This is a genomic window from Winogradskya consettensis (assembly GCF_018332715.1).
Classification (GTDB): Bacteria; Actinomycetota; Actinomycetes; order Mycobacteriales; family Micromonosporaceae; genus Actinoplanes; species Actinoplanes consettensis.
In genome coordinates this window covers 36,699-58,825 of the sequence record NZ_BOQP01000070.1, presented here as the reverse complement: position 1 = coordinate 58,825, position 22,127 = coordinate 36,699, and the positions used below count along the sequence as shown (strand labels likewise).

The 22,127-nt window shown below is 69.5% G+C and carries 26 protein-coding genes; 10 read left to right on the top strand and 16 right to left on the bottom strand.

Annotation, left to right across the window (positions count from 1 at the left end):
• Nucleotides 1-33: 33 nt before the first annotated feature.
• Entirely contained in the window at nt 34-672 is a 639-nt protein-coding gene (locus Aco04nite_RS46365; RefSeq protein ID WP_213003558.1) for a CDP-alcohol phosphatidyltransferase family protein, read from the bottom strand.
• Between the two features lie 9 nt (nt 673-681).
• Entirely contained in the window at nt 682-1,602 is a 921-nt protein-coding gene (gene metF, locus Aco04nite_RS46360; protein ID WP_213003557.1) for a methylenetetrahydrofolate reductase [NAD(P)H], read from the bottom strand.
• 50 nt (nt 1,603-1,652) lie between these two features.
• On the opposite strand from metF, the gene Aco04nite_RS46355 reads away from it, so the two are divergent.
• Complete coding sequence (locus Aco04nite_RS46355) at nt 1,653-2,708, top strand: polyprenyl synthetase family protein (protein ID WP_213003560.1); 1,056 nt, start codon at nt 1,653-1,655, stop codon at nt 2,706-2,708.
• Here the strand turns inward: Aco04nite_RS46355 and Aco04nite_RS46350 are convergent.
• From Aco04nite_RS46350 to Aco04nite_RS46340, 3 genes are read right to left on the bottom strand one after another with little or no spacing between them, the layout of a single operon-like run.
• Nucleotides 2,689-2,994 carry a lycopene cyclase domain-containing protein gene (locus Aco04nite_RS46350; RefSeq protein WP_203834784.1) on the bottom strand — a complete coding sequence of 102 codons (306 nt, stop codon included), beginning with the start codon at nt 2,992-2,994 and terminating at the stop codon, nt 2,689-2,691. The two genes, Aco04nite_RS46355 and Aco04nite_RS46350, sit on opposite strands and share 20 nt — an antisense overlap.
• Entirely contained in the window at nt 2,991-3,302 is a 312-nt protein-coding gene (locus tag Aco04nite_RS46345) for a lycopene cyclase domain-containing protein (RefSeq protein ID WP_213003556.1), read from the bottom strand. The genes Aco04nite_RS46350 and Aco04nite_RS46345 overlap by 4 nt, the downstream gene beginning before the upstream one ends.
• 7 nt (nt 3,303-3,309) lie before the next feature.
• Nucleotides 3,310-3,675: an Rv2175c family DNA-binding protein gene (locus Aco04nite_RS46340; protein WP_203834786.1), complete on the bottom strand. Its 366-nt coding sequence runs from the start codon at nt 3,673-3,675 to the stop codon at nt 3,310-3,312.
• Nucleotides 3,676-3,747: 72 nt separating this feature from the next.
• On the opposite strand from Aco04nite_RS46340, the gene Aco04nite_RS46335 reads away from it, so the two are divergent.
• The 3 genes from Aco04nite_RS46335 (at nt 3,748) to Aco04nite_RS46325 (ending at nt 7,389) form a co-directional block, all read left to right on the top strand.
• Nucleotides 3,748-4,389 carry a hypothetical protein gene (locus Aco04nite_RS46335; RefSeq protein ID WP_213003555.1) on the top strand — a complete coding sequence of 214 codons (642 nt, stop codon included), beginning with the start codon at nt 3,748-3,750 and terminating at the stop codon, nt 4,387-4,389.
• Between the two features lie 154 nt (nt 4,390-4,543).
• Entirely contained in the window at nt 4,544-6,532 is a 1,989-nt protein-coding gene (gene pknB, locus Aco04nite_RS46330) for a Stk1 family PASTA domain-containing Ser/Thr kinase (protein WP_213003554.1), read from the top strand.
• Complete coding sequence (locus tag Aco04nite_RS46325; protein ID WP_213003553.1) at nt 6,523-7,389, top strand: deoxyribonuclease IV; 867 nt, start codon at nt 6,523-6,525, stop codon at nt 7,387-7,389. Before pknB ends, Aco04nite_RS46325 begins: the two co-directional genes overlap by 10 nt.
• 9 nt (nt 7,390-7,398) lie before the next feature.
• On the opposite strand, the gene Aco04nite_RS46320 is transcribed toward Aco04nite_RS46325, so the two are convergent.
• The gene (locus Aco04nite_RS46320; protein ID WP_213003552.1) at nt 7,399-8,607 is read right to left on the bottom strand and encodes an NAD(P)H-binding protein; all 1,209 of its coding nucleotides are present in this window, start codon (nt 8,605-8,607) and stop codon (nt 7,399-7,401) included.
• Between the two features lie 56 nt (nt 8,608-8,663).
• Here Aco04nite_RS46320 and Aco04nite_RS46315 point away from each other — a divergent pair, with 56 nt between their 5' ends.
• Nucleotides 8,664-9,350 carry a cytidylate kinase family protein gene (locus Aco04nite_RS46315; RefSeq protein WP_213003551.1) on the top strand — a complete coding sequence of 229 codons (687 nt, stop codon included), beginning with the start codon at nt 8,664-8,666 and terminating at the stop codon, nt 9,348-9,350.
• On the opposite strand, the gene Aco04nite_RS46310 is transcribed toward Aco04nite_RS46315, so the two are convergent.
• Genes Aco04nite_RS46310 through Aco04nite_RS46300 form a run of 3 tightly spaced genes read right to left on the bottom strand, consistent with a single transcriptional unit; the run spans nt 9,326 to nt 10,877 of the window.
• A complete protein-coding gene (locus Aco04nite_RS46310) occupies nt 9,326-9,718 on the bottom strand; it encodes a DUF3224 domain-containing protein (RefSeq protein WP_213003550.1) in 393 nt (130 codons plus the stop codon). The genes Aco04nite_RS46315 and Aco04nite_RS46310 overlap by 25 nt on opposite strands.
• Nucleotides 9,719-9,739: 21 nt before the next feature.
• Complete coding sequence (locus Aco04nite_RS46305) at nt 9,740-10,288, bottom strand: TetR/AcrR family transcriptional regulator (RefSeq protein ID WP_213003549.1); 549 nt, start codon at nt 10,286-10,288, stop codon at nt 9,740-9,742.
• Entirely contained in the window at nt 10,281-10,877 is a 597-nt protein-coding gene (locus Aco04nite_RS46300) for a hypothetical protein (protein WP_213003548.1), read from the bottom strand. The genes Aco04nite_RS46305 and Aco04nite_RS46300 overlap by 8 nt, the downstream gene beginning before the upstream one ends.
• A 204-nt stretch (nt 10,878-11,081) precedes the next feature.
• Here Aco04nite_RS46300 and Aco04nite_RS46295 point away from each other — a divergent pair, with 204 nt between their 5' ends.
• Complete coding sequence (locus Aco04nite_RS46295) at nt 11,082-11,747, top strand: Panacea domain-containing protein (protein ID WP_213003547.1); 666 nt, start codon at nt 11,082-11,084, stop codon at nt 11,745-11,747.
• A gap of 3 nt (nt 11,748-11,750) precedes the next feature.
• On the top strand, nt 11,751-12,404 hold the full coding sequence (locus Aco04nite_RS46290; RefSeq protein ID WP_213003546.1) for a hypothetical protein: 654 nt from the start codon (nt 11,751-11,753) through the stop codon (nt 12,402-12,404).
• Here the strand turns inward: Aco04nite_RS46290 and Aco04nite_RS46285 are convergent.
• The 3 genes from Aco04nite_RS46285 to Aco04nite_RS46275 all read right to left on the bottom strand — a co-directional run bounded on the left by Aco04nite_RS46285 (nt 12,401) and on the right by Aco04nite_RS46275 (nt 16,390).
• Entirely contained in the window at nt 12,401-13,417 is a 1,017-nt protein-coding gene (locus tag Aco04nite_RS46285; protein ID WP_213003545.1) for a threonine aldolase family protein, read from the bottom strand. The genes Aco04nite_RS46290 and Aco04nite_RS46285 overlap by 4 nt on opposite strands.
• The gene (locus Aco04nite_RS46280; protein ID WP_213003544.1) at nt 13,410-14,816 is read right to left on the bottom strand and encodes a class II 3-deoxy-7-phosphoheptulonate synthase; all 1,407 of its coding nucleotides are present in this window, start codon (nt 14,814-14,816) and stop codon (nt 13,410-13,412) included. Before Aco04nite_RS46280 ends, Aco04nite_RS46285 begins: the two co-directional genes overlap by 8 nt.
• An 86-nt stretch (nt 14,817-14,902) precedes the next feature.
• Nucleotides 14,903-16,390 carry a glycosyl hydrolase family 18 protein gene (locus tag Aco04nite_RS46275; protein ID WP_213003543.1) on the bottom strand — a complete coding sequence of 496 codons (1,488 nt, stop codon included), beginning with the start codon at nt 16,388-16,390 and terminating at the stop codon, nt 14,903-14,905.
• Nucleotides 16,391-16,588: 198 nt separating this feature from the next.
• Between Aco04nite_RS46275 and Aco04nite_RS46270 the strand changes: the two genes are divergently transcribed.
• Entirely contained in the window at nt 16,589-17,059 is a 471-nt protein-coding gene (locus tag Aco04nite_RS46270; RefSeq protein ID WP_213003542.1) for a glutathione peroxidase, read from the top strand.
• A gap of 10 nt (nt 17,060-17,069) precedes the next feature.
• Nucleotides 17,070-17,747, top strand: a complete 678-nt coding sequence (locus Aco04nite_RS46265; protein WP_213003541.1) for a DUF429 domain-containing protein — start codon at nt 17,070-17,072, stop codon at nt 17,745-17,747.
• Here the strand turns inward: Aco04nite_RS46265 and proC are convergent, their stop codons facing one another.
• The 4 genes from proC to Aco04nite_RS46245 form a co-directional block, all read right to left on the bottom strand.
• Nucleotides 17,748-18,554 carry a pyrroline-5-carboxylate reductase gene (proC, locus tag Aco04nite_RS46260; protein ID WP_213003540.1) on the bottom strand — a complete coding sequence of 269 codons (807 nt, stop codon included), beginning with the start codon at nt 18,552-18,554 and terminating at the stop codon, nt 17,748-17,750.
• 102 nt (nt 18,555-18,656) lie between these two features.
• Nucleotides 18,657-19,685, bottom strand: coding sequence for a 6-phosphofructokinase (locus tag Aco04nite_RS46255; protein WP_203834803.1), 1,029 nt, complete (start codon nt 19,683-19,685; stop codon nt 18,657-18,659).
• 73 nt (nt 19,686-19,758) lie between these two features.
• Nucleotides 19,759-20,262, bottom strand: a complete 504-nt coding sequence (locus Aco04nite_RS46250) for a pyridoxamine 5'-phosphate oxidase family protein (RefSeq protein ID WP_213003539.1) — start codon at nt 20,260-20,262, stop codon at nt 19,759-19,761.
• 62 nt (nt 20,263-20,324) lie between these two features.
• Nucleotides 20,325-21,017: a Crp/Fnr family transcriptional regulator gene (locus tag Aco04nite_RS46245; protein ID WP_203834805.1), complete on the bottom strand. Its 693-nt coding sequence runs from the start codon at nt 21,015-21,017 to the stop codon at nt 20,325-20,327.
• 192 nt (nt 21,018-21,209) lie between these two features.
• On the opposite strand from Aco04nite_RS46245, the gene Aco04nite_RS46240 reads away from it, so the two are divergent.
• Nucleotides 21,210-22,112, top strand: a complete 903-nt coding sequence (locus Aco04nite_RS46240; protein WP_213003538.1) for a phosphotransferase enzyme family protein — start codon at nt 21,210-21,212, stop codon at nt 22,110-22,112.
• Nucleotides 22,113-22,127: the final 15 nt, after the last annotated feature.

Below are 22,127 nucleotides of genomic sequence, written 5' to 3'. Positions count from 1 at the left end.
GCCAGAACGATGCCGGCCCAGGACGGCGCCGGCCTAATCCGTTAGGGCGGATCGGACGGCGAGGACGAGCTGCGCGAATCCGATCAGGCCGAGTACCAGCCAGACGATGACGGCGGCGGTGACGACCAGGGAGGACCAGGGGAAGAGGATGGCGGCGATGATGAGGCCGCTGATGGCTATGGAGACGCGGGTGGGGCGTTCGCCCACGGTGACGGTGCCGATCTCGGTCATGCCGGTGGCGGCGGCGCGGGCTCGTAGGTATTCGTGGAGCCAGCTCACGGCGAGGGCGGCGACGACCAGCCAGCCGGGGGCTCCGGCGACCCAGAAGGCGGCCAGCCAGGCCAGCTCGCCGAGGCGGTCGGCTACCGAGTCGTAGACGTAGCCGGAGCGGGAGACGCGGCCGGTCACCACGGCGACCGCGCCGTCGAAAGAGTCGGCGAAGGCGGCCAGGAGGACCAGGAGGGCTCCGGCCCAGAGCGGCACGAAGGGGACGCCGAGGCAGAGCAGCAGGCCGGCGGTGGTGACTGTGGACGGGCCGATGCCGAGGCGGGCGAGGAGGCTGCCGGCGCGCCAGGCCAGGCGGATCCAGCCGCGGACTACCGGGGAGGCGTCGCGCGGGTCGAAGCCGCCGTGCAGGGCCGACCAGGCCGTGACGTAAGCGTCCCAGGTCAAAGTGAGCCGTCAGGCGGCGATGGCGGGGGTGGCGGCGAGGTTCTGCCAGACCTCGCGCGTCGCCGTGGAGCGGTTCATGGTGATGAAGTGGATGCCGGGGACGCCTTCGTCGAGGAGGCGCTGGCACATCTCGCTGCACAGGTCGATGCCGAGCTGGCGGACTGCGGCGGCGTCGTCCTGGACGCGCTCGAAGCGGGCGAGGAGCTCGGGGGGGAACGGGGCGCCGGAGAGCTGGGCCGAGCGGGCGATCGTTGCCATGCGCAGGACGGGCATGACGCCGGGGACGATCGGGGTGTCGCAGCCGGCGGCGGCGACGCGGTCGCGCAGGCGCAGGTATTCGTCCGCTTGGAAGAACATCTGGGTGATGGCGAAGTCGGCGCCGGCGCGGCACTTGCGGATGAAGTTGCGGGTGTCGCTCTCGATGTCGGCGGAGCGGGGGTGCTTGTAGGGGAATGCGGCGACGCCGACGCTGAAGTCGCCGGCCTCGCGCAGGAGGCGGACGAGGTCTGCGGCGTAGAGGACGCCGTCGGGGTGCTGGACCCACTCGCCGTTGGGGTCGCCGGGCGGGTCGCCGCGGACGGCGAGGACGTTGCGGACGCCTGCTCCGGCGAGGCGGCCGATGACGTTGCGCAGCTCGGCGACCGAGTGGTTGACCGCGGTGAGGTGGGCCATGGGGAGCAGGGTGGTCTCCGTGGCGACCCGTTCGGTGACCGAGACGGTGGTGTCACGGGAGCTGCCGCCGGCGCCGTAGGTGATCGAGACGAAGTCGGGGCGCAGGGGCTCGAGCTCGCGGATCGTCTTCCAGAGCAGCTGCTCGGCCTCGCGGTTCTTGGGCGGCATGAACTCGAACGAGAACGTCGGCCGGTCCCGCTTGATCAGCGAGCCGATCGCGGGGATTGCCGGGAGACGAGAGGGAAGTCCGAGAGCCACACGACGATCGTACCGGCTCGCCCGCTAGGTTGGGCCCCGTGACCTCCCCGCTGGACCGGGCCGGCCTGCGGCCCCGCGTCGATCAGGCCCTTTCCGTCTTTCTCGCCGGGCAGCGTGCCCGGCTGCTGAGCATCGACGACGCGCTCGCCGACGTGGCTGACGCGCTCGAGGCGTTCGTGCTGCGCGGTGGTAAACGGCTGCGCCCGGCGTTCGCCTACTGGGGCTTCCGGGGCGCGGGCGGTGCCGACTCGGAGCAGGTCGTGACGGCGGTGGCGGCGCTGGAGTGGGTGCAGGCGGCCGCGCTGATCCATGACGACCTGATGGACCGGTCCGACACCCGCCGCGGGGAGCCGTCGGTGCACCGGCGGTTCGCGGGCAGGCACAAGACCGCGGGTTGGCACGGTGACGGTGATCACTTCGGCGACAATGCCGCCGTACTCCTCGGAGATCTGGCTCTGGTCTGGTCCGACGAGATGCTGCACGGCTCGGGTGCGGGGCTGGAGGCGCTGGCCCGGGCGCGGACGGTTTTCGACGAGATGCGCACGGAGGTGACGGTCGGGCAGTACCTCGACGTGCTGACGCCGGTGACCCGGGACACATCGCTGGAGCGGGCCGCGAAGGTTGCCCGTTACAAGGCGGCGAAATACACGATCGAGCGGCCGTTGCTGCTCGGCGCGGCGCTCGCGGGGGCATCGGAGCAGGTCACAAGCGTCTATTCGGGGTACGGGCTCCCGCTCGGCGAGGCGTTCCAGTTCCGCGACGACGTGCTGGGTGTCTTCGGCGATCCGGGGCAGACTGGTAAACCCGCCGGCGACGACCTGCGCGAGGGCAAGCGTACGTATCTGATCGCGGCGGCGTACGAAAAGGCGAACGCGACCGATCGCACCGAGCTGGACCGGGGCCTCGGCGACCCGGAGCTGGACGAAACGGCCGTGCAGCGGCTGCGGGACATCATCGTGGAGACCGGGGCGCTGGACCGCACAGAGGCGCACATCAAGGCGCTCTACGAGGCGGCGCTGACGGCTCTGGAGAAGGGCGACGTCGCGGACGAGGCCCGCACGGTGCTCGAGGAGCTGGCCGACGCGGCTACCCGTCGAGCCGTCTGAACCGGCCGAGCCACACCCAGACGGAGAGGGTCAGCAGCACCATCGCGAACCCGAAGAAGAGGTCCTCGACCGGCGCGTAGACGATGCGCAGGCCGAGGATGGCGGCCGGGTCGTAGATCACGATCCGGCGCCCGGTGAGGATGCCGTTGCTGAGCAGCTGGAAGAAGATGATGATCGGGTAGGTGGCCCAGAACACCACCCGCAGGATCAGCCTGGTACGCAGGACGAACAGGTCCACCAGCACCGCCCCGAGCACGCCGAGCAGCGCCGCCGCCGTGTAACTCATTTCTTCAGCACCTTGCGGACCGCCTCGAACCCCAGCACCGCGCAGATCGGCACCACGAGGAAGAACAGCACCTCGTCCAGCGGCAGCCCGCCGGGGAAGACGATCCCGGTCGTCTGCGCGGGGTCGAAGGTCCAGTGCCCCGCCGCGATCGCCGCGAGGTCCCAGAGCACGAAGATCACGAGCACCGGCACGAGCGTGAGCAGCAGCCGCCGCCACCGGCGCAGCACGCCGACCTTGAGGAACGGCTCCAGCCACAGGGCGCCGATCAGACAGCCGGCGAGCACCGCAACATACGTGAGGTGCCGCATCGGCGGATCAGAACCCGAGCGCCTGCGCGCGCCGTTTGACCTCGCGCGCCCAGTCGCCGCCGAGTGCCTTCGCGGCGTTGCCACCCAGGCTCTCGTCGGGCTCGTAGAGCCACTTGATCGCTTCTTCGTCGTTGTACCCGGCGTCGCGCAGCAACGTGAGGATGCCGGGGAGGTGCTTGAGCGCAATGTCGTTGGCGACCAGCTCAGCGGGCACCAGGCGGACGCCGTCGCGACGAACCGCGAGCAACTGCCCGTCGCGGATCATCTGGTGCACCTTGCTGATCGACACCCCGAGCTGCTCGGCGATATCAGGCAGGTTGGCCCACTCGGTGGGGCCGGCGGAAGTCTGGCCCGCAGTTACGGATTCGGTCACCTGACCAGCGTGCCATGCCCGGCTCCTCATCCCAAAAACGCGGAGCCTTCACGAAGAAGGAGAGATGTCGCGATGACCCTGTGGCGGACCACCCGCAACGAAGTGGCCGGCGCGTGGCGCTCACTGCAGTACGACCTCGGCATGCCCGGCCGGCACCGCCGTCCCCCGCAGCCGCGGCGTTTCGTCACGGCCACCGCGCTGGGCACGCTGGCCGTGGCCGGTGCCGCGGGCAGCTACCTGGCGGTGGCCAACGGGACCGGCGCGCTGGCCGGCGACGAGGCGGGCGCGGAGCCGTACCCGCTGGCGGTGGCCCCGGGTGATCCCCGGGAAGGACTGGGCCGCGTGCCCATCCCCCAGCCCGCCGCCGTGCAGACCCAGATCCTGGTGCTGCCGACGGTGACCACACCACCGCCGACGGTCACGGCGCAGCCCACATCGGAGCCGGCCCCAGCGCCGTGCGACTGCCAGAGCGAGACCCAGCCCCCGCTGCGGACCCCGCCGGTACCGACACCGACGGCGCCCACCCCCAGCGAGAGCCCCACCGAGGGCGACTGGGAGGAGCCGGCCACGCCCGCGCCGAGCCCGTCCGGGGAGCCCGAAACGAGCGCCGAGCCGACCCCGGGGATCACCACGCCGCCCATTCCCGCGCCGACGATGCCCGCACCGACACCCACCGAGTCAACAGATACGACAAATCCGTTTTTGCCCCGCTGATCCGACGTATCGCACGAAGACGGTCCGCGACGCTCCGGCACCGCGGGCCGATTTCTTCCAAATGCGCAGGTGAGCACGTTGTGCTGTACCCGTTCGGTCTCAGGTGTCACATCCTGGTCCACCGCACTGGAAAGGCCACATACACTTCACGCCGATGGACACGACTGTCGCCGACACGTTGATCGGCACGACGATTGACGGGCGCTACCGGATCACCGGTCGCGTGGCCCGTGGTGGCATGGCGACCGTATACACCGCCGTGGACGACCGGCTCGAGCGCACTGTCGCATTGAAGATCATTCACCCGTCGCAGGCGACGAACGTGCACTTCGTCGATCGCTTCACCGACGAGGCCAAGACGATCGCCCGGCTGACCCACCCCAACGTGGTCGCCGTCTACGACCAGGGCCGCCACCAGGGCCTGCCCTACCTGATCATGGAGTACGTCCAGGGCCGCACCCTGCGCGATCTGCTCACCCAGCGCCGCCGGGTCAACCCGGTCGAGGCACTGGCCATCCTGGAGCAGATGCTCGCCGCGATCGCCGCCGCGCACCGCGCCGGCCTGGTGCACCGCGACGTCAAGCCCGAGAACGTCCTGGTGGCCGAGGCGCCCAGCGGCGGCATCGCCAACCTGGTCGACAGCGTGGTCAAGGTGGCCGACTTCGGCCTGGCCCGCGCCGTCGAGGCCAGCTCCTCCGACGACTCCGGCCAGCTCATGGCCACCGTCGCCTACGTGGCGCCGGAGCTGGTCACCGACGGGCGCTCGGACGCCCGCTCCGACGTCTACTCCGCCGGCATCGTGCTGTTCGAGATGCTCACCGGCCGGGTCCCCTACGACGGCGGCGAGCCGGTCGAGATCGCCTGGCGGCACGTGGACAACGACGTGCCCCCACCGTCCAGCATCGTCAAGGGCCTGCCGAAGGCGCTCGACGACCTGGTCGCCCGAGCCACCCGCCGCGACCCCGGCGCCCGCCCCACCGACGCCGGCGCACTGCTGGCCGAGGTTCAGGTGGTCCGCGACGATTTGGGCGCGGCGAACGTCGAGACCGCGCTGCTGCGCCAGGTCCCCGCCCGCCCACCGGCCGCCGACGCGACCACGATCGTCCCGGCGATCACGTCCACGTTCCCCCAGAGCGGCGGCCCCGCAGGCGCGGGCCCCAACCGCCCCGGCTGGGCGCGCCTGCCCGAGCAGGGCCCGCGCACCTACGGCGGTGGCGGTGGCGGTCAGCGCCGACGCGGCGCCCAGGACGACGACCACGCCCACCACCCGAACGACCGCCGCCGGCTGATCATCCTGGCCGCGGTGGCCCTGGTCGTGCTGCTCGTCGCGGGCACGACCTACTACCTGACGCTGGGCCGCTACACCAACGCGCCCCAGCTGGTGAATTCCACCCAGCAGATCGCGGAGCAGGAGGGCAGGACCCGCGGCTTCGAGGTGCGCTTCGACGCGGGCCGCTACGACGAGAGCGTCCCCAAGGGCGTGGTCATCTCCCAGGACCCGCCCGCCGGCAAGAAGGTCGCCAAGGACGGCACGCTGACGCTGACCCTGTCGCTCGGCCCCGAGCGCGTCACGGTGCCCGACCTGGTCAACCAGGAGAAGGCCGCGGCGAAGGGCCTGCTCGAGCAGAACCACCTCGTCTACAAGGAGGGCACCGCCCAGTACAGCGACGACGTCGCCGAGGGCGTGGTCATCTCCAGCGACCCCAAGGCCGACGAGTCGCTCAAACCCGGCGAGACCGTCACCGTCGTCCTGAGCAAGGGCGAGGCCCCGATCAGCGTCCCGAACGTCGTCGGTCAGAACATCAACGACGCCCGCGGTCAGCTCCAGGGCCTCGGCCTGCAGGTCGTCGAGCAGCTCAAGGAGAGCGACCAGCCGGCCGGCACGATCCTGGGCCAGACCCCCAAGGCCGGTGTCGGCGTGGAGAAGGACGCCGAGATCAAGCTCGAGGTCAGCCAGGGCCCGCCGCTGATCAGCGTCCCGGACCTCAGCAACCAGCCGTGCCAGCAGGCCCAGCAGACACTGCAGGGCATGAACCTGCGAGCCAAGATCCAGTTCAACCCGAACGGCCTGGTCCGCCAGCAGAGCCCCGGCGGCGGCACCCAGGTCCCGGCCCAGACCGAGGTAACGCTGAATTGTCTGTGACCCGCCCCGTCGGATCCCACACCAAGACCTCCGGCGGGCTGGCCAAGGCGGCGCTCCCCTACGCCGACGCGGCCGGCTCGGAGGCTGTGCAGGTCTACGTCTCCAACTCCCGTGGCTGGGCGCTCCCTGCCGGTGACCCCAAGCAGGACACGCTGTTCCGCGACGGGTGCGGGGAACGCGGGCTCCCGGCGTACATCCATGCCTCACTGCTGGTGAATCTGGGTTCTCCGACCGAGCTGACCGTCGAACGCTCCGTCGACACGCTCACCCACGCCCTGCGCCGTGGCAAGGCCATCGGCGCCACCGCGGTGGTCTACCACGCGGGCAGCTCGGTCGACCCGGCCCACGACGACAAGGCCTTCCACCAGCTCCACGAGGCACTGCTCCCCCTCCTCGACCTGGCGGCCGCCGAGGACCTCCCGAAACTCCTGGTCGAGCCGAGCGCGGGCGGCGGCCGCAGCCTGGCCTCCAAGGTCGAGGACCTGGGCCCCTACCTCCAGGCCGTCGAAAATCACCCCTGGATGGGCGTCTGCTTCGACACCTGCCACGCCTGGGCCGCCGGCCACGACCTCGCCACCCCCGGCGGCATGACGGCCACCCTGGATTCCCTGATCGCCACGATCGGCCCGGACCGCCTCCAGCTGATGCACGCCAACGACTCCAAGGACGCCTGCGGCTCCACCCGCGACCGCCACGAGACAATCGGCGCAGGCACCATCGGCGCCGCACCCTTCGCCGAGCTCATGGCTCACCCCGCCACCGCCGGCATCCCGGTCATCGTCGAGACGCCCAGCAAGGAACACGAAGGCCACGCAGCCGACATCGCACTCTTGAAAGAGCTCAGAGTCAAAGGCTGACGCCGCAGCTCACAGCGGCAAATCGAAGTAGTGCACCTCTTCACGGATGATCTCGCCCCCGGTCACCGTGTAGAGGCTGATCTTCGCGGTGGTGGCCCGGCGTCCGGTCGGGACGTGGGTCTGGTCGACGACGAAACGGACCGCGAACCGGCCCTCGTCGCCGATCAGCGGGCCCTGCACCGCGACACCATGGATCTGCAGGTCACGGGTCAGCCGCTCGCCGTTCGCCAGGATCTCGGCGAGCCCGTGCAGTTCGGTGCCCTCGACCGGCGCGACCCGCACCAGGCCCGGCGCGGCCAGCTGATAGGCAAGGTCCATCCGCCCGGCCCGGAACGCGCGCACGAACCGCTCGGCGACCACCGCGGTGGACGACGGGCGGAAGTCGGCGGCATGGTCCTGTGCCCACTGCGCGAACGACAGCGCGGGCTCGCCCGTCAGCTCGGCGACGGTCTGCGTCACGGGTTCGGGGGTGTCGACGAGGGAGGCCCAGTAGTCGAGGGCGCCGTCGGCGAACGCGGGATCGGCCCACTGCAGCATTTCCGCGCGGGCCTCGTCACGGGACGCCTCCTCCACCGGGACCGGCGCCCCCGCGGCCGCTCCGATGAGGTGGGCCTGCTCGCGCTGGGTGATAGCCGCCGGGCCGGTCAGCGCGTACGCCGTACCCTCATGACCCGGCTCTGTCAGCACTCGCACCGCGACCGCGGCGATGTCCCGTTCGTGGATCAGTGACCGCGCCGCCTCCGGATACGGGATCCGGACCGGCTGACCCACGCTGATCGCCCGCGCCCAGGCGAGCGTGTTGGTGGCGAACCCGCTCGCCCGCAGGAACGTCCACGATGCTCCGCCCCGCCGGACGGCGTCCTCGACCTGCCCCCACACGCCGTTCTGCACCACCGGCAGGTCGTCACGCACACTCATCGCGGACACGTAGACCACCCGCCGGGCCGGTTCCGACCCGAGAATCGCAGCGACCTCGTCGATCCCGTCAGCGCTCATGAACGGCCAGAGCAGAAAGACCGCGTCCGTGCCCTCGACCGCCACCCGCAGAGAGTCGAGATCCCGCACGTCGGCGCGGACAGCCGTGACACCCTCCGGAAGGCCGGCCGGATCACGGGCCAGAGCCCGCACCGAGACACCGCGCTCCGCCAGCATCGCCACCACATGCGCACCGATGTTCCCGGTCGCGCCGATCACGAGGGCCTGCTTGATGTCGCTCATCCGTCCATGCTGGAACCTCAACCGCACCTGAGGTCAAGCACCGTAAACTCCGGCCCATGAACGGCACCCGCAGCAAGCTCCTCGACCACCTGACCAGGGCTGTCGAGGGCGTCACGGCCCCGCACCCGGTGCGGGTCGCCATCGACGGAGCTCCCGCCGTGGGCAAGACCACGCTGGCCGACGAGCTCGCCGTCATCCTGCGCGCGCGGGGCCGCGAGGTCATCCGCGCCTGCATCGACGACTTCCTGCGTCCGCGATCCGAGCGCTACCGGAACGGCAAGTTCTCGGCCGAAGCCAACTATCACGACGGTTTCGACTTCGACGCGCTCTTCGGGGTGCTGCTCGATCCCCTGGGCCCGGGCGGCGATCGCAAGGTCCGCACGGCTGTCCGGGACCGCCTCACGGACGCCGAGCTGACCCCGCCGGTCATCGCCGCCTCCGCCGACGCCGTGCTGCTCTTCGACGGCGTCTTCCTGATGCGCCCCGAACTGGTCGACCGATGGGACCTGCGCGTGCTCGTGTCAGCGGACTTCGAGGAGACCCTCTCGCGCGCCCGGACCCGGGACCTCGCGGCGTACGGCTCCGTCGACGAGGTCGAGCAGCGGTTCCGCCGGCGCTACGGGCCTTCACAGGAGCTCTACCGGGCAAGGGTCCACCCGGCCGGCCACGCCGACATCATCATCCACAACGACGACCCGCAGCGGCCGGTCTGGGACGGTCAGGACACTCCGGCGAGGTCGTAGTCGAAGACGTACGTGTGATCGCCGCCGGTGTTGTCGATCTGGAACGTGCCGCTGAGTCCGAGCAGCTCGTCGGTCCCCGAATCCGGCACCACCTGGACGGTGAGCGTGCCGGCGCCACGGTCCATCAGCCCGAAATGCTGCAGGACGAACGTGCCCCGCCGCCCGTGCAGCGTCCCGGTGATCCGGTCAATGGCCACGTAGCCCGCGGATCCGTCGACCGCGGTGCCGACCGAGAGCATCTGAGCACGGCCCGAGCCCGTCAGGCCGCCCTCGATGGTCTTCTCGACGATCATCCGGCCGAGCGCCGGATCGCCGGAGTCGAGCGGCTCGAACGTGGTGGTGAACGTACCGGTGGCGCGCTGGCCCATGTGGAACTCCCCGTGAAGCGTTTAGAAAAGCAGGTCGAGCTGGGCGTCGAGGGCCTTCAGCGCCTGTTCGGCGGTGTACTGGCCACCCAGAACGTACATGCCGAGGCCTTCCATGAGGGCCAGCACGCCGACGGCAGCGTCCGGGTCCGGCAGCAGGCTCGCGATGAAACCGAGCATCTGCGCGGTGTCGTCGCTCTTCACACCAGCAGGCCGCACCGCTGTGTACGCGAGGAACGCCAGCGCCACCAGCCCGTCGGCGCGGGACTGCTCGTCGAGGGGCAGGACCGTGACGAGCAGCGTCCGCAGCATCGCACGCGGCTGCGGGTCGGGACCCAGCGCGGACAGCGCGGCCGTGACCCGGGCCTGATTGCGGTCGCGCACCACATCCAGCGCGAACACCATCATCTCGTCCCTGGTACGGAAGTAGTGCTGCACCATCCCCACCGAAACCCCGGCCGCGGCGGCGACATGCCGGACACTGACGGCCTCGAGCCCCTGCGCGGCGGCGACCCGCATGAGCGCATCGGCGATGAGCGTGCGCCGTTCCCGGACGTCGACCCGCTTAGGCATACGCCCTGGCCTCCTTACGCATTCCATCGGCGTCGTCGGCATAGACGCGTACCTCGTCGACCGGTTCCGTGCGCCCCTTGGGCACCTCGAAGGACATCGGCGCGCAGAGCCGGATGTCGATGCTGGTCTGGCTGCCGACCACGACGTGCAGCACCCGCCGCCCGGCCTCCTCCTCGATCTGCACCGACTTGGAGCTCGGCATGGAACGGTAGCGCTTGCTCACGCTTTCGACGTTCTCCCACGGCACGATGAAGTCGAGACCCGATCCCATGCGTACGCGAATGCCCCCGCGACCGACCACATGCGGATTCTGACTGAGCCCCGCCGCGAACCCGATCATCCACAGCACCCCCCACACACTCAGCACCAGCATGATCCACCGAGCCGGCTCCCACGGCACCACCTTGCGCACGATCAGGTCGAAGATCGGCGTCTCGACCACCGACAGCCCGATGAACACCCCGAGAATCGGCTTCACCACCCCCAGATAGCCGAACGCCGTCTCCCCGTCTGCAAGCACGAGCGGCCTGCGCCGCAGCCAGCGGTAAAGGCTGCGCCACATGAGGCCCTCGGTCCGGAGCAATCCCATCGCTTGACAATACGATCGTATTGCAAAAACGACAACAACTGGTCGCCCGCAAAGTTGGCACCCCGCAGGGATAGTCAGTGCGCAAGATGACTACTAACATCTTGTCCAGTGAGTACGGTGCCGCCGATCCTCGGCGGCCCCTGTCTAACTGGGGAGCATGCGATGCTTGTGGAGCTTGTCCGTCCAGCCGTAAGAGGTGATCACATGCCCGAGGCCAACGACGTGGCCGCGGTGATCAGCTCGCGCCTGGGCCGCCCCTGGCTCGACGCGATGAGCCTGCAGAAGTTTCTGTACTACGTGCAGGCCTGGCACCTGGCCATCAAGGGCAAGCCCCTCTTCGAGGGCCGCTTCGAAGCCTGGCCGGAGGGCCCCGTCCTCCCCGAGGTCCTCCACGCCCGCCAGCCCCGCATAGCCCGTCGAGCAATCCGCCGCGAAGCAGCCCAGGTCGACCTCGACGACGAAATCATCAGCCTCATCGAGCTGGTCGTCCGCACCTACGGCTCCCTCGGCGACGACGAACTCGCCGCCCTGACCAGGGTCGAGATGCCCTGGCGAGAAGCCCGCGGCAACCTCCCCGAATTCGCCCCGAGCACCACCCTGATCAGCGAAGACTCAATGGCCGACTTCTTCCGCAACCACCGCCGGCTCCAGGGCCACGAAGCGGGGTACCTGAGTATTGTCGGCATCCACGCCCGGGCTTACTACACCCCGGAGCCCATGGATGTCGACAGCGTCCTCGCATCACTCGGCCCTGAATTTGATGACCCGGGTGACGACCGGTGGCCCAGCGCCAACCTCGATTTCAACGGCGAATTTTACCGACCAGACGACAGAAAAGAGGACCGTCGTCCGACTGATGCCGGAGCCTGACCGTTGAACATCGATGGTGAGATCACCCGGAATGTAGTTGTGTTCGACTGCAACATTTATCTCGATGCGGCACGGCTTTTCGATGAGCCCTTTGCCTGGAGTAAAGTGCAAGCTGTTCTAGCGGATCTGGCGCATGGAAAATCGCCTCATCCGCGCGATCGCGCCCTCGACTCCCTGCAGGCCATGAACTACGCGCGTTTTGGCGAGTTCGGCGCTGGGGTACTTGAGGTCTGGACCTCCCGCCACATCGACGAGACCGTTCGGAACATGGCGGAACGAGCCGCGATCCCTGAACGACCTGGTGACTATTCCGGCCTTGGCTGGAGCAGACAGGCGGCGCAGGGAATCGTCGACGACCTCATTCATGAACTGGTCATCGAGTCTGGTGGCGGAATCGTTGAAGGATACCGTCCCGATGGAAACCCACCGCTCGACCATGAGGATGGAATGGTCTACGGGGCTTGCCGAGTTCTAGCCGGCGACGACCCGTTGGCGAAAGTTTATTGCGTCACCCGTGACCGCGGATTCCTGGCCGCCTACGAAAATGGCGGGCTGGGCGGCCACAGCCGCGTAATGCCGCCTGGAAAGTTTGTGGATTTGGGCAGGAAGGAATACAGGATGAATGCGCTCGACAGGATTCCCAAGCCGCGCGGTTAGGTGAGCAGGCTGCGCAGGACGGTGATGGTGTGGTCGATGTCGTCGTCGGTGAGGTCGAGGTGGGTGACCAGGCGGGCGGTGCGGGGCAGCATCGCTGAGATCAGGACGCCGTGTTCCTTGGCCGCTGCGGCGAGCGAGGGGGCGTCGAGGCGGGATTTGGTCAGGTCGAGCGGCACGAGGTTCGTCCGGACGGCGCCGACTTCGACGACGCCGAAGGGTTCCAGGGCTTCGGCCAGGCGGCGGGCTCGGGTGTGGTCCTGGGAGAGGCGTTTGACGTGGTGGTCGAGGGCGTAGCGGCCGGCTGCGGCGAGGATGCCGGCCTGGCGCATGCCGCCGCCGAGGCGTTTGCGGATGGTGCGGGCCTGGGCGATGCGGTCGCGGGAGCCCACGACCAGGGAGCCGACCGGGGCGCCGAGGCCCTTGGAGAGGCAGACCGAGAGGGTGTCGAAGAGCTGCCCGTAGGTGAACAGTGGCACGCCGTCGGCGACGTGGGCGTGCCAGATGCGGGCGCCGTCGCAGTGCAGGGCGACGTCCGCGAACGTCGCCTCGCGCAGGCGGTGCAGGGCTGCGAGGGGGATCACGCCGCCGCCGCCCAGGTTGTGGGTCTGTTCGACGGCGATCGCCCTGGTGGGGACCGACGGATAGCCCGGCGGGCGGATCATGGCGAGGATCGCGTCGGTGTCCAGGGCGGCGCCCCAGGACGGCCAGGTGCGGGTGGAGATGCCGCCGAGCGCGGCGGCTGCGCCCAGCTCGTACGTGACGACGTGTGCGTCCGAACCGGCCAGGAGTTCGCCGCCGGGCGGGACCACGAGCTGCAGGGCGATCTGGTTGGCCATCGTGCCGGAGGGGCAGAACAGCGCGGCCTCGTGCCCGAACAGCTCGGCGACATGGGCTTCGAGGGCGTTGACCGTCGGGTCGTCGCCGAAGACGTCGTCGCCCACCTCGGCGGAGGCCATCGCCTCGCGCATCCCGGGGGTGGGCTTGGTGACGGTGTCGGAACGCAGGTCAGCCACGGAGCATCTCCGCTACGAGGAAGGCGAGCTCGAGGCTCTGCTGGGTGTTGAGGCGCGGGTCGCAGGCGGTCTCGTAGCGGCCCGGCAGGTCGAGGTCCTCGATGTTCTGCGCGCCGCCGAGGCACTCGGTGACGTCCTCGCCGGTGAGCTCGATGTGGATGCCGCCCGGGTGGGTGCCGAGCCCGCGGTGCACCTCGAAGTAGCCGAGCACCTCGTCGACGATGCGGTCGAAGTGGCGGGTCTTGTAGCCGTTGGACGACTCGTGGGTGTTGCCGTGCATGGGGTCGCACTGCCACACGACCTTGGCGCCGGCGGCGGTGACCTTCTCGACGATGGCCGGCAGCGCGTCGCGTACCTTCCCATTGCCCATGCGGCTGATCAGGGTGAGCCGGCCGGGGATGTTGTCCGGGTTGAGCTTCTCGCACAGTTCGATCGCGGTCTCCGGGGAGGTGCCGGGGCCGAGCTTGACGCCGATCGGGTTGGCGATGCGGCTGATGAAGTCGATGTGCGCGTGGTCGAGCTGGCGGGTCCGTTCGCCGATCCAGAGGAAGTGGCCGGAGAGCCCGTACGCCTTGCCGTCGGAGACCCGGGTCAGCGAGCGGTCGTACTCCAGCGCCAGCGCCTCGTGCGAGCAGTACAGGCTGACCGTACGCAGCGCCTCGTCGTCGGTCATCCCGCACGCGCGGATGAAGTCGAGGGCCCGGTCGATCTCGCGGGCGATGGCCTCGTAACGCTCGCCGGCGGGTGAGGTGCGCACGAAGTCCTTGTTCCAGGTGTGCAGGCCGGAAAGATCGGCAAGGCCACCCGCCAGGTACGCGCGGAGCATGTTCATCGCGGCCGCACTGTTCGCGTAAGCCCGGATCATGCGCTGCGGGTCCGCCACCCGCGCGGCCTCGTTGGGCTCGAGAGAGTTGATCAGATCCCCACGGTACGCGGGGAGCCCCAGCGAGTCCTTCGCCGACGACCGTGGCTTCGTGTACTGACCGGCGACCCGGGCGACCTTGACCACCGGCATCGACGCGCCGTACGTGAGCACGACCGCCATCTGCAGCAGCGTCCGCGCGTTGGCGAGCAGGTGGCTCTCGGTGTTGTCGGCGAACGTCTCGGCGCAGTCGCCGCCCTGCAGCAGGAACGCCCGGCCCTCGCACACCTCGGCGAGCCGGTGCCGCAGCTGGTCGACCTCGTAGGGCGCCACGATCGACGGCACGACGTCGAGCACCTTGCAGACCTCGGCGACCTCGCCCATGTCCTCCCACGGCGGCATCTGCAGCCGCGGCAGCTCGCGCCAGCGGTCCAGGCCGAGCGCCGCGTCCTCGGCGGAGTCGGTGGACGGGCGGGAGGTCTGCAGTGCCGTTGCGCCGAGACCGGGATGACTGAGCTGATGCCACTCACGCTGCATGACAGGAAGCCTATCCAGAGTCACGAAAGGGGCGCCGGGAGGATACCCGGCGCCCCGATCAGTGGGAAAAGATCAACGGGAAAAGATCAGTTGAGGCCGTTCTTGATGGCCGTGATCAGTTCGCCGTTGCTGGTGTCGCCGGAGAACTCCCAGAAGAAGGCGCCGCCGAGACCCTGGTTCTTGGCGTACGTCATCTTCGTGCCGATCGTGGCGGGGGTGTCGTAGCCCCACCAGTTGTTGCCGCACTTGGCGTACGCGGTGCCGCCGACGGTGCCGGTGGCCGGGCAGCTGGTCTTGAGGACCTTGTAGTCCTCGATGCCCGCCTCGTACGTGCCGGGCGCCGCGCCGGTCGCGCTGCCACCCGGTGCGGTCTGCGTGACGCCGGTCCAGCCGCGGCCGTAGAAGCCGATGCCGAGCAGCATCTTGCTGGCCGGTACGCCCTTGCTCTTCAGCTTCTGGATCGCCGCGTCGGACCAGAACCCCTGGGTCGGGATGCCGTCGTACGAGGTGAGCGGCGAGTGCGGAGCCGTCGGGCCCTGCGCGGCGAAGGCGCCGTAGTAGTCGTACGTCATCGGGAAGACCAGGTTCAGCTTCGAGATGCCGGACGCGTAGTCGGCGACGTCCAGCTTGCCACCGTTGGAGCCGTCAGCGGAGATCGCCGAGGTGACCAGGAAGCTCGAGCCGAACTTGTTGCGCAGCGCGGTGATGACGTTGTTGTACGAGGCCGGCCCGCTCGCGTCGCAGGACAGGCCACAGGCGTTCGGGTACTCCCAGTCGACGTCGATGCCGTCGAACACGTCCGACCAGCGGGAGTCCTTGACCAGGTTGTAGCAGGAGTTCGCGAACGCCGTCGGGTTCGCGGCGGCCTGGGTGAAGCCACCGGACCAGGTCCAGCCGCCGAACGACCAGATCACCTTGAGGTTCGGGTACTGCTTCTTGAGCTTGCGCAGCTGGTTGAACGAGCCACGCAGCGCGCCGGTGTCCCAGGTGTCGGCGACGCCGTCCACGCTCTCGGCAGCGGTGTACGCGCGGTCGTAGTCGGCGTACGAGTCACCGATCGAGCACTGGCCGTTCGACGTGTTGCCGAACGCATACAGGATGTGGGTGAGCTTGCTGGCCGAGCCGCTCGTCACGAGGTTCTTGACGTGGTAGTTGCGGCCGTAGACGCCCCACTCCGCGAAGTAACCGACGACGTTCTTGCCACCGGTGCCGGGGGGAGTGGTGGTCGGCGGGGTCGTGGTCGGCGGCGTGGTGGTGGGGGGTGTCGTGGTCGGCGGGGTCGTCGTCGGCGGGGCGGTGGTCGGCGGGGTCGTGCCGCCACCGTCACAGGCGCCCTGGTCGGCCCAGACGTCCCATTGACCGCTGTGGGTCGCCGGGCTCTCGTTCTGGGTCCACCACTTGGCGTTGTAGTTGTGACCGGACTGCGACGACGACATGCCACCGGTGTAGACCGCCGTGGCGCTCCACGGGGACGCACACGCGACGGCGGCGGACGCCTGGACCACGGGCAGCGACGCGGTGGTGACCGCGACGATCGCCCCGGCCCACAGGACGCGGCGGAGGGATTTCTTCACGCAGGCTCCTCAACGGGGATAGAGGACCAATACAGAGGGGGGATAGTTAGGAAACTTTCCAAAGGGAAGTTGTGGAGACCGTAGTCACATCAATGAAGGTGAGTCAAGAAAGTCACGCCGGTTTACCCAGGGTTGTAACTTGTCCAGAGTCGGCGCCACGGCGTGCACTCAACTACGCACAGCGCGTAGTCTGCCGTCATGACCATCTACGACGTCGACATCGACACCCTTACCGGCGGTTCCGCCGACCTGGCGCGCTACCGCGAAAACGTCGTCCTGGTGGTCAATGTGGCCTCCAAATGTGGCCTCACCCCCCAGTACGAAGGCCTGGAAGCGCTCTACGGCAAGTACGCCGACCGCGGCCTCGTCGTCCTCGGTGTCCCGTGCAACCAGTTCGCCGGCCAGGAACCGGGAACGGCCGCCGAGATCGAGGAGTTCTGCCAGGTCAACTATGGCGTGACCTTCCCCATCACGGCGAAGGCCGACGTCAACGGTCCCGGCCGGCACCCGCTCTACCGTGAACTCATCGGCGACGGCGAGGACATCCAGTGGAACTTCGAGAAGTTCATCGTCGCCCCGGGCGGCGCCGTGCAGGCACGGTTCAGCCCCCGGACCGAGCCGCAGGACGAACAGATCCTCGCCGCCATCGAGAAGCTGCTGCCCCGCTGAGCCGACGGCGATGAGCATCCATGTGATCGGCGTCGACGCGTACGCCCTCGGCTGGGTGGGCGTCGAGCTGCGCGACGGGCAGTTCGGGCGGGCGATGCTCGCCTCCACCCTCTACGAGATCGTCGCCGGCAGCTCCGGCGCCGCCGTCATCGGTGTCGACATCCCGCTCGGCATGCTCCCCGACCGCTGGCGGGCCGCCGACTCCCTCGCCGCCGACCAGCTCGGCCCGCGGCGCAGCAGCGTCTTCCGGGTCCCACCCCGCGCCGTCTGGCAGGAGGCCGACTTCGCCGCGGCCAACCGCGTCTGCCGCGAGATGACCGGGGCCGGGCTCAGCCGCCAGTCGTGGGCGCTGCGCCCGAAACTGCTCGAGGCCAACGCCATCTGGGAAAGACACCCGGGGCTGCTCTTCGAGGCCCACCCCGAGGTGTCGTTCCGCGAGATGTCCGGCGAGCCCCTCGCGTACGCGAAAAAGACCTGGACCGGCCAGGCCCGCCGCCGCGAACTCCTCGCCCGGCACGGCATCGTCCTGCCCGACCACCTCGGCCCCGCCGGCCAGGCCCCACCCGACGACATCCTCGACGCCGCCGCGGTGGCGTGGAGCGCCCACCGCATGGCCACCGGCACCGCCCACAGCCACCCCAGCCCCCCGGAAGAGAACGACGGTGCCGCCATCGCGATCTGGTACTAGTTAGGCGCTCTGGGCGGCGATCTCGCGGGCGCGGTCGCGGGCGGCTTCGAGGGCGGCGAGCAGCGCGGCGCGGACGCCGTGGTTCTCGAGCTCGCGGATCGCGGAGATGGTCGTGCCCGCCGGGCTGGTGACGGCTTCGCGGAGTTTGACCGGGTGTTCGCCGGAGTCGCGGAGCATGACCGCCGAGCCGATGGCCGTCTGCACGATCAGCTCGTGGGCGACCTGGCGGGGCAGGCCGAGCAGGATGCCGGCGTCGATCATCGCCTCGACGAGCAGGTAGAAGTACGCGGGACCCGAGCCGGACAGTGCCGTGACGGCGTCCTGTTGCGACTCGGGGACCCGGATCGTCGAGCCGAGCGGCTTGAACATCTCCTCCGCGATCGCCAGGTGCTCGGCGGTGGCGTGCGGGCCGGCGGAGATGGCGGTCATGGCCTCGTCGACCAGGGCCGGGGTGTTCGTCATGACGCGGACGACGGGGGCGCCCTCGGGCAGCCGGGCCGCGAAGAAGCTCGTGGGCAGGCCCGCGCAGAGCGAGACGATCAGCTTGTCGGCCGGGACCTTGGCGCGGATCTCGTCGAGCAGCGTGCCGGCGTCCTGCGGTTTGACCGCGATCGCCAGGATGTCCGCCTCGGTGACGGCGGTGATGTTGTCGACCGACCGCACGCCGTAGCGCTCCGCCAGCTCGGCGCCGCGTTCCGGGCGGCGGGCCGTCACGAGGATCTGGCCGGCCGGGCGGCCCGCGCGCAGCAGTCCGGAGACGACCAGTTCACCGATCTTGCCGGTGCCGATGACGGCGACGACGGACATGCACAACTCCCGGGCTCAAAGAAATCAGGACAGGCCCTGCTCCGCCGACTGATAGTCCGGCTTGGGTAGCAGCAGAGCCTGTCCTGACAATACGGCGGTGGTTCAGCTGCCGAAGAAGACCTCGGCCTCTTCATAACGCTCGAGGGGTACGGTCTTGAGCTCGGCGGTCCCGTCAGCGAGCGGCACGCGGACGATGTCGGTGCCGCGCAGAGCCATCATCTTGCCGAAGTCGCCCTCGTTGACGGCGTCGATGGCCTGCAGCCCGAACCGGGTCGCCAGGACGCGGTCGAACGCGGTCGGGGTGCCGCCGCGCTGGATGTGACCGAGGACGACCGTGCGGGCCTCCTTGCCGGTCTTCTCCTCGAGGGTCTCGGCGAGCCACTGGCCGATGCCGCCGAGGCGGACGTGGCCGAACGCGTCGAGCTCCTTGTTCTGGGTGACCATCTGGCCTTCCAGGGGCTCGGCGCCCTCGGCGACGACCACGATCGGGGCGTACTCGACCTGGAAGCGCTTGGTGACGTACGTGGCGACCTGCTCCACGTCGAATTTGCGCTCGGGCAGCAGGATGACGTTGGCGCCGCCGGCGAGCCCGGCGTGCAGCGCGATCCAGCCGGCGTGCCGGCCCATGACCTCGACGACCAGGGTGCGGTGGTGCGACTCGGCGGTGGTGTGCAGCCGGTCGATGGCCTCCATCGCGATGTTGACCGCGGTGTCGAAGCCGAACGTGTAGTCGGTGGCGTTGAGATCGTTGTCGATCGTCTTCGGCACCCCGACGACCTTGACGCCGAGATCGGTGAGCTGGGTGGCGACGCCGAGGGTGTCCTCGCCGCCGATCGCGACCAGCGCGTCGACGCCCTGCTCGGCGAGGTTCGCCTTGATCCGCTCGACCCCGCCGTCGATCTTGAACGGGTTGGTGCGGGACGAGCCGAGGATGGTGCCGCCGCGCGGCAGGATCCCCCGGACCTCGGCGATACCGAGCGGCTTCGTCAGGCCCTCCAGGGGGCCCTTCCAGCCGTCGCGGAACCCGACGAACTCGTGTCCGTAGGTGGCTACGCCCTTGCGGACCACCGCCCGGATCACCGCGTTCAGTCCGGGGCAGTCGCCGCCGCCGGTGAGCACACCGATACGCATATTTGCTCGTCCTCCCTGTCGGGTTTCGCTGCGCACTGTAGTCGTCCCACAGCGGACGGACCAGCGCGCCTCGCTACAAAACGACGGTTTCGTTCTCCCCCGCGTCCGGCGTCTTTCCCGTTACGGCGGCCTTCACGGCCCCGAGCAGGGTGACCACCTTGGAGCTGTGCGCGGCCTCCCAGTACTCGGCTGTCTCGGCGTTCACCTTGACCAGCGTGAGCGTGGGCGTCTCGAGCCCCTCCGGGAACCACGCCTTGAGCATCGGGTTCCACAGCTGCTCGGCTTTGGCCCGGTCGTCGACCTGCACGGCGGTGCCGGAGACCGAGGTCCACGAGTGCTGCTTGTCGTCGCTGAACGAGACGTTCACCTGCGGGTTGACCTTGATCTGGGCGACCAGGTCGGCGTCGGAGTAGGTGAAGAACCAGAGGTCGCCGTCGAACTCGACCTCCTGCAGCCCCATCGGGCGGCTCACGTGCCGGCCGTCCACGGTCATCGTGGTCAGCATGCCGATCCGCGCGGCCTTCACCAGCTCCTTGAGCGTCTCGCGCTTCTCCTGCTCGGTCTTCTGCTCGGACATGGCAGTTCCTTTCGTCGGTGGTCCCCCTCGACTTCCCGGGAAACCACCGACGAAACAGCCCGTCAGCGATCAGCCATGCCCGCCCGGCGGCGGAGCGCTCCCACGTCGGTGACGACTATGCGGCGGCCCTCGGTGCGCAGCCAGCCCCGGGTCGCGAAGGACCCGATGGCCTGGTTGACGCTCTGCCGGGAACCGCCGGCCATCTCCGCGAGCTGGCTCTGGTTCAGCTCGATGGTGATCATCGGCGCCTGGCTGTCACCCGCGAGCCGCACGAGGGTCTTGGCGACCCGGCCCGGCAGGTCGAGGAAGACGTGGTCGGCGTTCTGCTCGGTGAGGCGGCGGATGAGGCCGCCGACAGAGCGCATCACCGCGTCGAGGATGCGCGGGTTGGAGTGCACGAGGTCCATGAAGGCCACCCGGGACAGCGCCAGCGCCTGACAGTCCTCGATAGCCTCCGCGCTCGCCGATCGGGTGGAAGCGTCCAGGAGGGACACTTCACCCAGAACGTCGGGCGGGCGGACGACGGTCAGGACCGCACGTTCACCCGTCGGTGCGGTGCGGAAGACCGCGATGGCACCGCGGCGCAGGACGATGAGGGAATCCCCGGGGTCATGCTCCACAAACAGAATCTGGCCCTTGCGGTAGGTGCGGGGCACCGCCGCGGCGATGACACGTTGGCGCACGTCAGGCTCCAGCCCAGCGAACATTTCCACACCTGTCAGCGCGTCACCCGGCTCCGGCAGCCGATGATCCACGGTCAGTCCTTCCCCCGGTCGGGACCACCGTCGGCACTGCTGTCCGGCGTCGGCCCCTCGACGCGAACGATCACTCTTAGCATGAAGAGCGTCATCAACGCCATTTGATACCTCCCGCGCATGCCGTTCGATCATTTCGCGGATGTTGCTTTCTGTAAACCCTCCAATCGCCCCCTGTGACTGTCGCCCACGGTGTCCGTTGTCGTCACCCTCAGTACCGAGATAATCGCCGCCGTGCCGGATGACGACCTCCTTCGATCGACGCTGCGCGACCAGTGGCACCTGCTGCCCGCCGAGATCTCGGCGCTGCCCGGAGGCCTGCTCTCGCACGGCTGGGACGTGACCGCGGGCGGCGAACGCTTCGTGGCCCGCCTCGCCGCCCCTACCGCACGCCAGCCGGTCGAGGCCGGTCTCGCCGCGGCCGAGCATCTGCGGACCACAGGCATAGAAGCCGGACAACCTGTCCGTACGCTCGGCGGCGCGCTCACCGCCGAGACACGCTGCGGGCCCATGGCGGTGCTGCGCCGCGCCCCCGGCCGTACGCTCGACGGCCGCGACCCCGTCGACCAGCAGTTCTGGGGTGACCGGCTCGGCGCCGTGCACCGCGCCCTGCAACGCTTCCACCATCCGGGGCTGGGCCGCTGGAACCAGCTCGACGCGGACGCCGCCCACCTGGCCCTCGAGCCGTGGCTGCGGACGGCGGTGACCGGGGCTATCACCGCGATGACCCGGCTCACCGTCACCGACCGGCTCACCTACGGCGTCCTGCACGGCGACCCGGCGCCGGAAATCTTCCTGGTAGACCCCGCCACCGGCCGGGCCGGACTGCTCGACTGCGGCGCCAGCGGGACCGGTCCGCTGCTCTACGACGTGGCGGCCGCCGTCGTCTACGCGGGCGGGGAGGAAACCTCCGCGGAACTGCTCGACGGATATCTCGCCGCCGCGCCGGTCAACGAGGACGAGCTGCACGCCGCACTGCCGGTGATGCTGCGTTTCCGGTGGGCGGTGCAGGCGGACTGGGCGGCCCGGCGCGGCGACCACGACGCGCTGCGCCACGCCCGGGAGGCCCTGACCGAACATGCTCCGGAGGAGTAGGCAAGGATGGTCCGC

What these genes read in the sequence shown, in the direction of transcription:
- Aco04nite_RS46315 (WP_213003551.1), top strand. Translation starts at nt 8,664, where the DNA reads ATGAACGGCACCCGCAGCAAGCTCCTCGACCACCTGACCAGGGCTGTC.
- Aco04nite_RS46270 (WP_213003542.1), top strand. Translation starts at nt 16,589, where the DNA reads ATGACCATCTACGACGTCGACATCGACACCCTTACCGGCGGTTCCGCC.
- Aco04nite_RS46350 (WP_203834784.1), bottom strand. Translation starts at nt 2,994, where the DNA reads ATGAGTTACACGGCGGCGGCGCTGCTCGGCGTGCTCGGGGCGGTGCTG.
- proC (WP_213003540.1), bottom strand. Translation starts at nt 18,554, where the DNA reads ATGTCCGTCGTCGCCGTCATCGGCACCGGCAAGATCGGTGAACTGGTC.
- Aco04nite_RS46345 (WP_213003556.1), bottom strand. Translation starts at nt 3,302, where the DNA reads ATGCGGCACCTCACGTATGTTGCGGTGCTCGCCGGCTGTCTGATCGGC.
- Aco04nite_RS46335 (WP_213003555.1), top strand. Translation starts at nt 3,748, where the DNA reads ATGACCCTGTGGCGGACCACCCGCAACGAAGTGGCCGGCGCGTGGCGC.
- Aco04nite_RS46280 (WP_213003544.1), bottom strand. Translation starts at nt 14,816, where the DNA reads ATGCAGCGTGAGTGGCATCAGCTCAGTCATCCCGGTCTCGGCGCAACG.
- Aco04nite_RS46305 (WP_213003549.1), bottom strand. Translation starts at nt 10,288, where the DNA reads ATGCCTAAGCGGGTCGACGTCCGGGAACGGCGCACGCTCATCGCCGAT.
- Aco04nite_RS46255 (WP_203834803.1), bottom strand. Translation starts at nt 19,685, where the DNA reads ATGCGTATCGGTGTGCTCACCGGCGGCGGCGACTGCCCCGGACTGAAC.
- Aco04nite_RS46295 (WP_213003547.1), top strand. Translation starts at nt 11,082, where the DNA reads ATGCCCGAGGCCAACGACGTGGCCGCGGTGATCAGCTCGCGCCTGGGC.
- pknB (WP_213003554.1), top strand. Translation starts at nt 4,544, where the DNA reads ATGGACACGACTGTCGCCGACACGTTGATCGGCACGACGATTGACGGG.
- Aco04nite_RS46300 (WP_213003548.1), bottom strand. Translation starts at nt 10,877, where the DNA reads ATGGGATTGCTCCGGACCGAGGGCCTCATGTGGCGCAGCCTTTACCGC.
- Aco04nite_RS46265 (WP_213003541.1), top strand. Translation starts at nt 17,070, where the DNA reads ATGAGCATCCATGTGATCGGCGTCGACGCGTACGCCCTCGGCTGGGTG.
- Aco04nite_RS46250 (WP_213003539.1), bottom strand. Translation starts at nt 20,262, where the DNA reads ATGTCCGAGCAGAAGACCGAGCAGGAGAAGCGCGAGACGCTCAAGGAG.
- Aco04nite_RS46320 (WP_213003552.1), bottom strand. Translation starts at nt 8,607, where the DNA reads ATGAGCGACATCAAGCAGGCCCTCGTGATCGGCGCGACCGGGAACATC.
- Aco04nite_RS46310 (WP_213003550.1), bottom strand. Translation starts at nt 9,718, where the DNA reads ATGGGCCAGCGCGCCACCGGTACGTTCACCACCACGTTCGAGCCGCTC.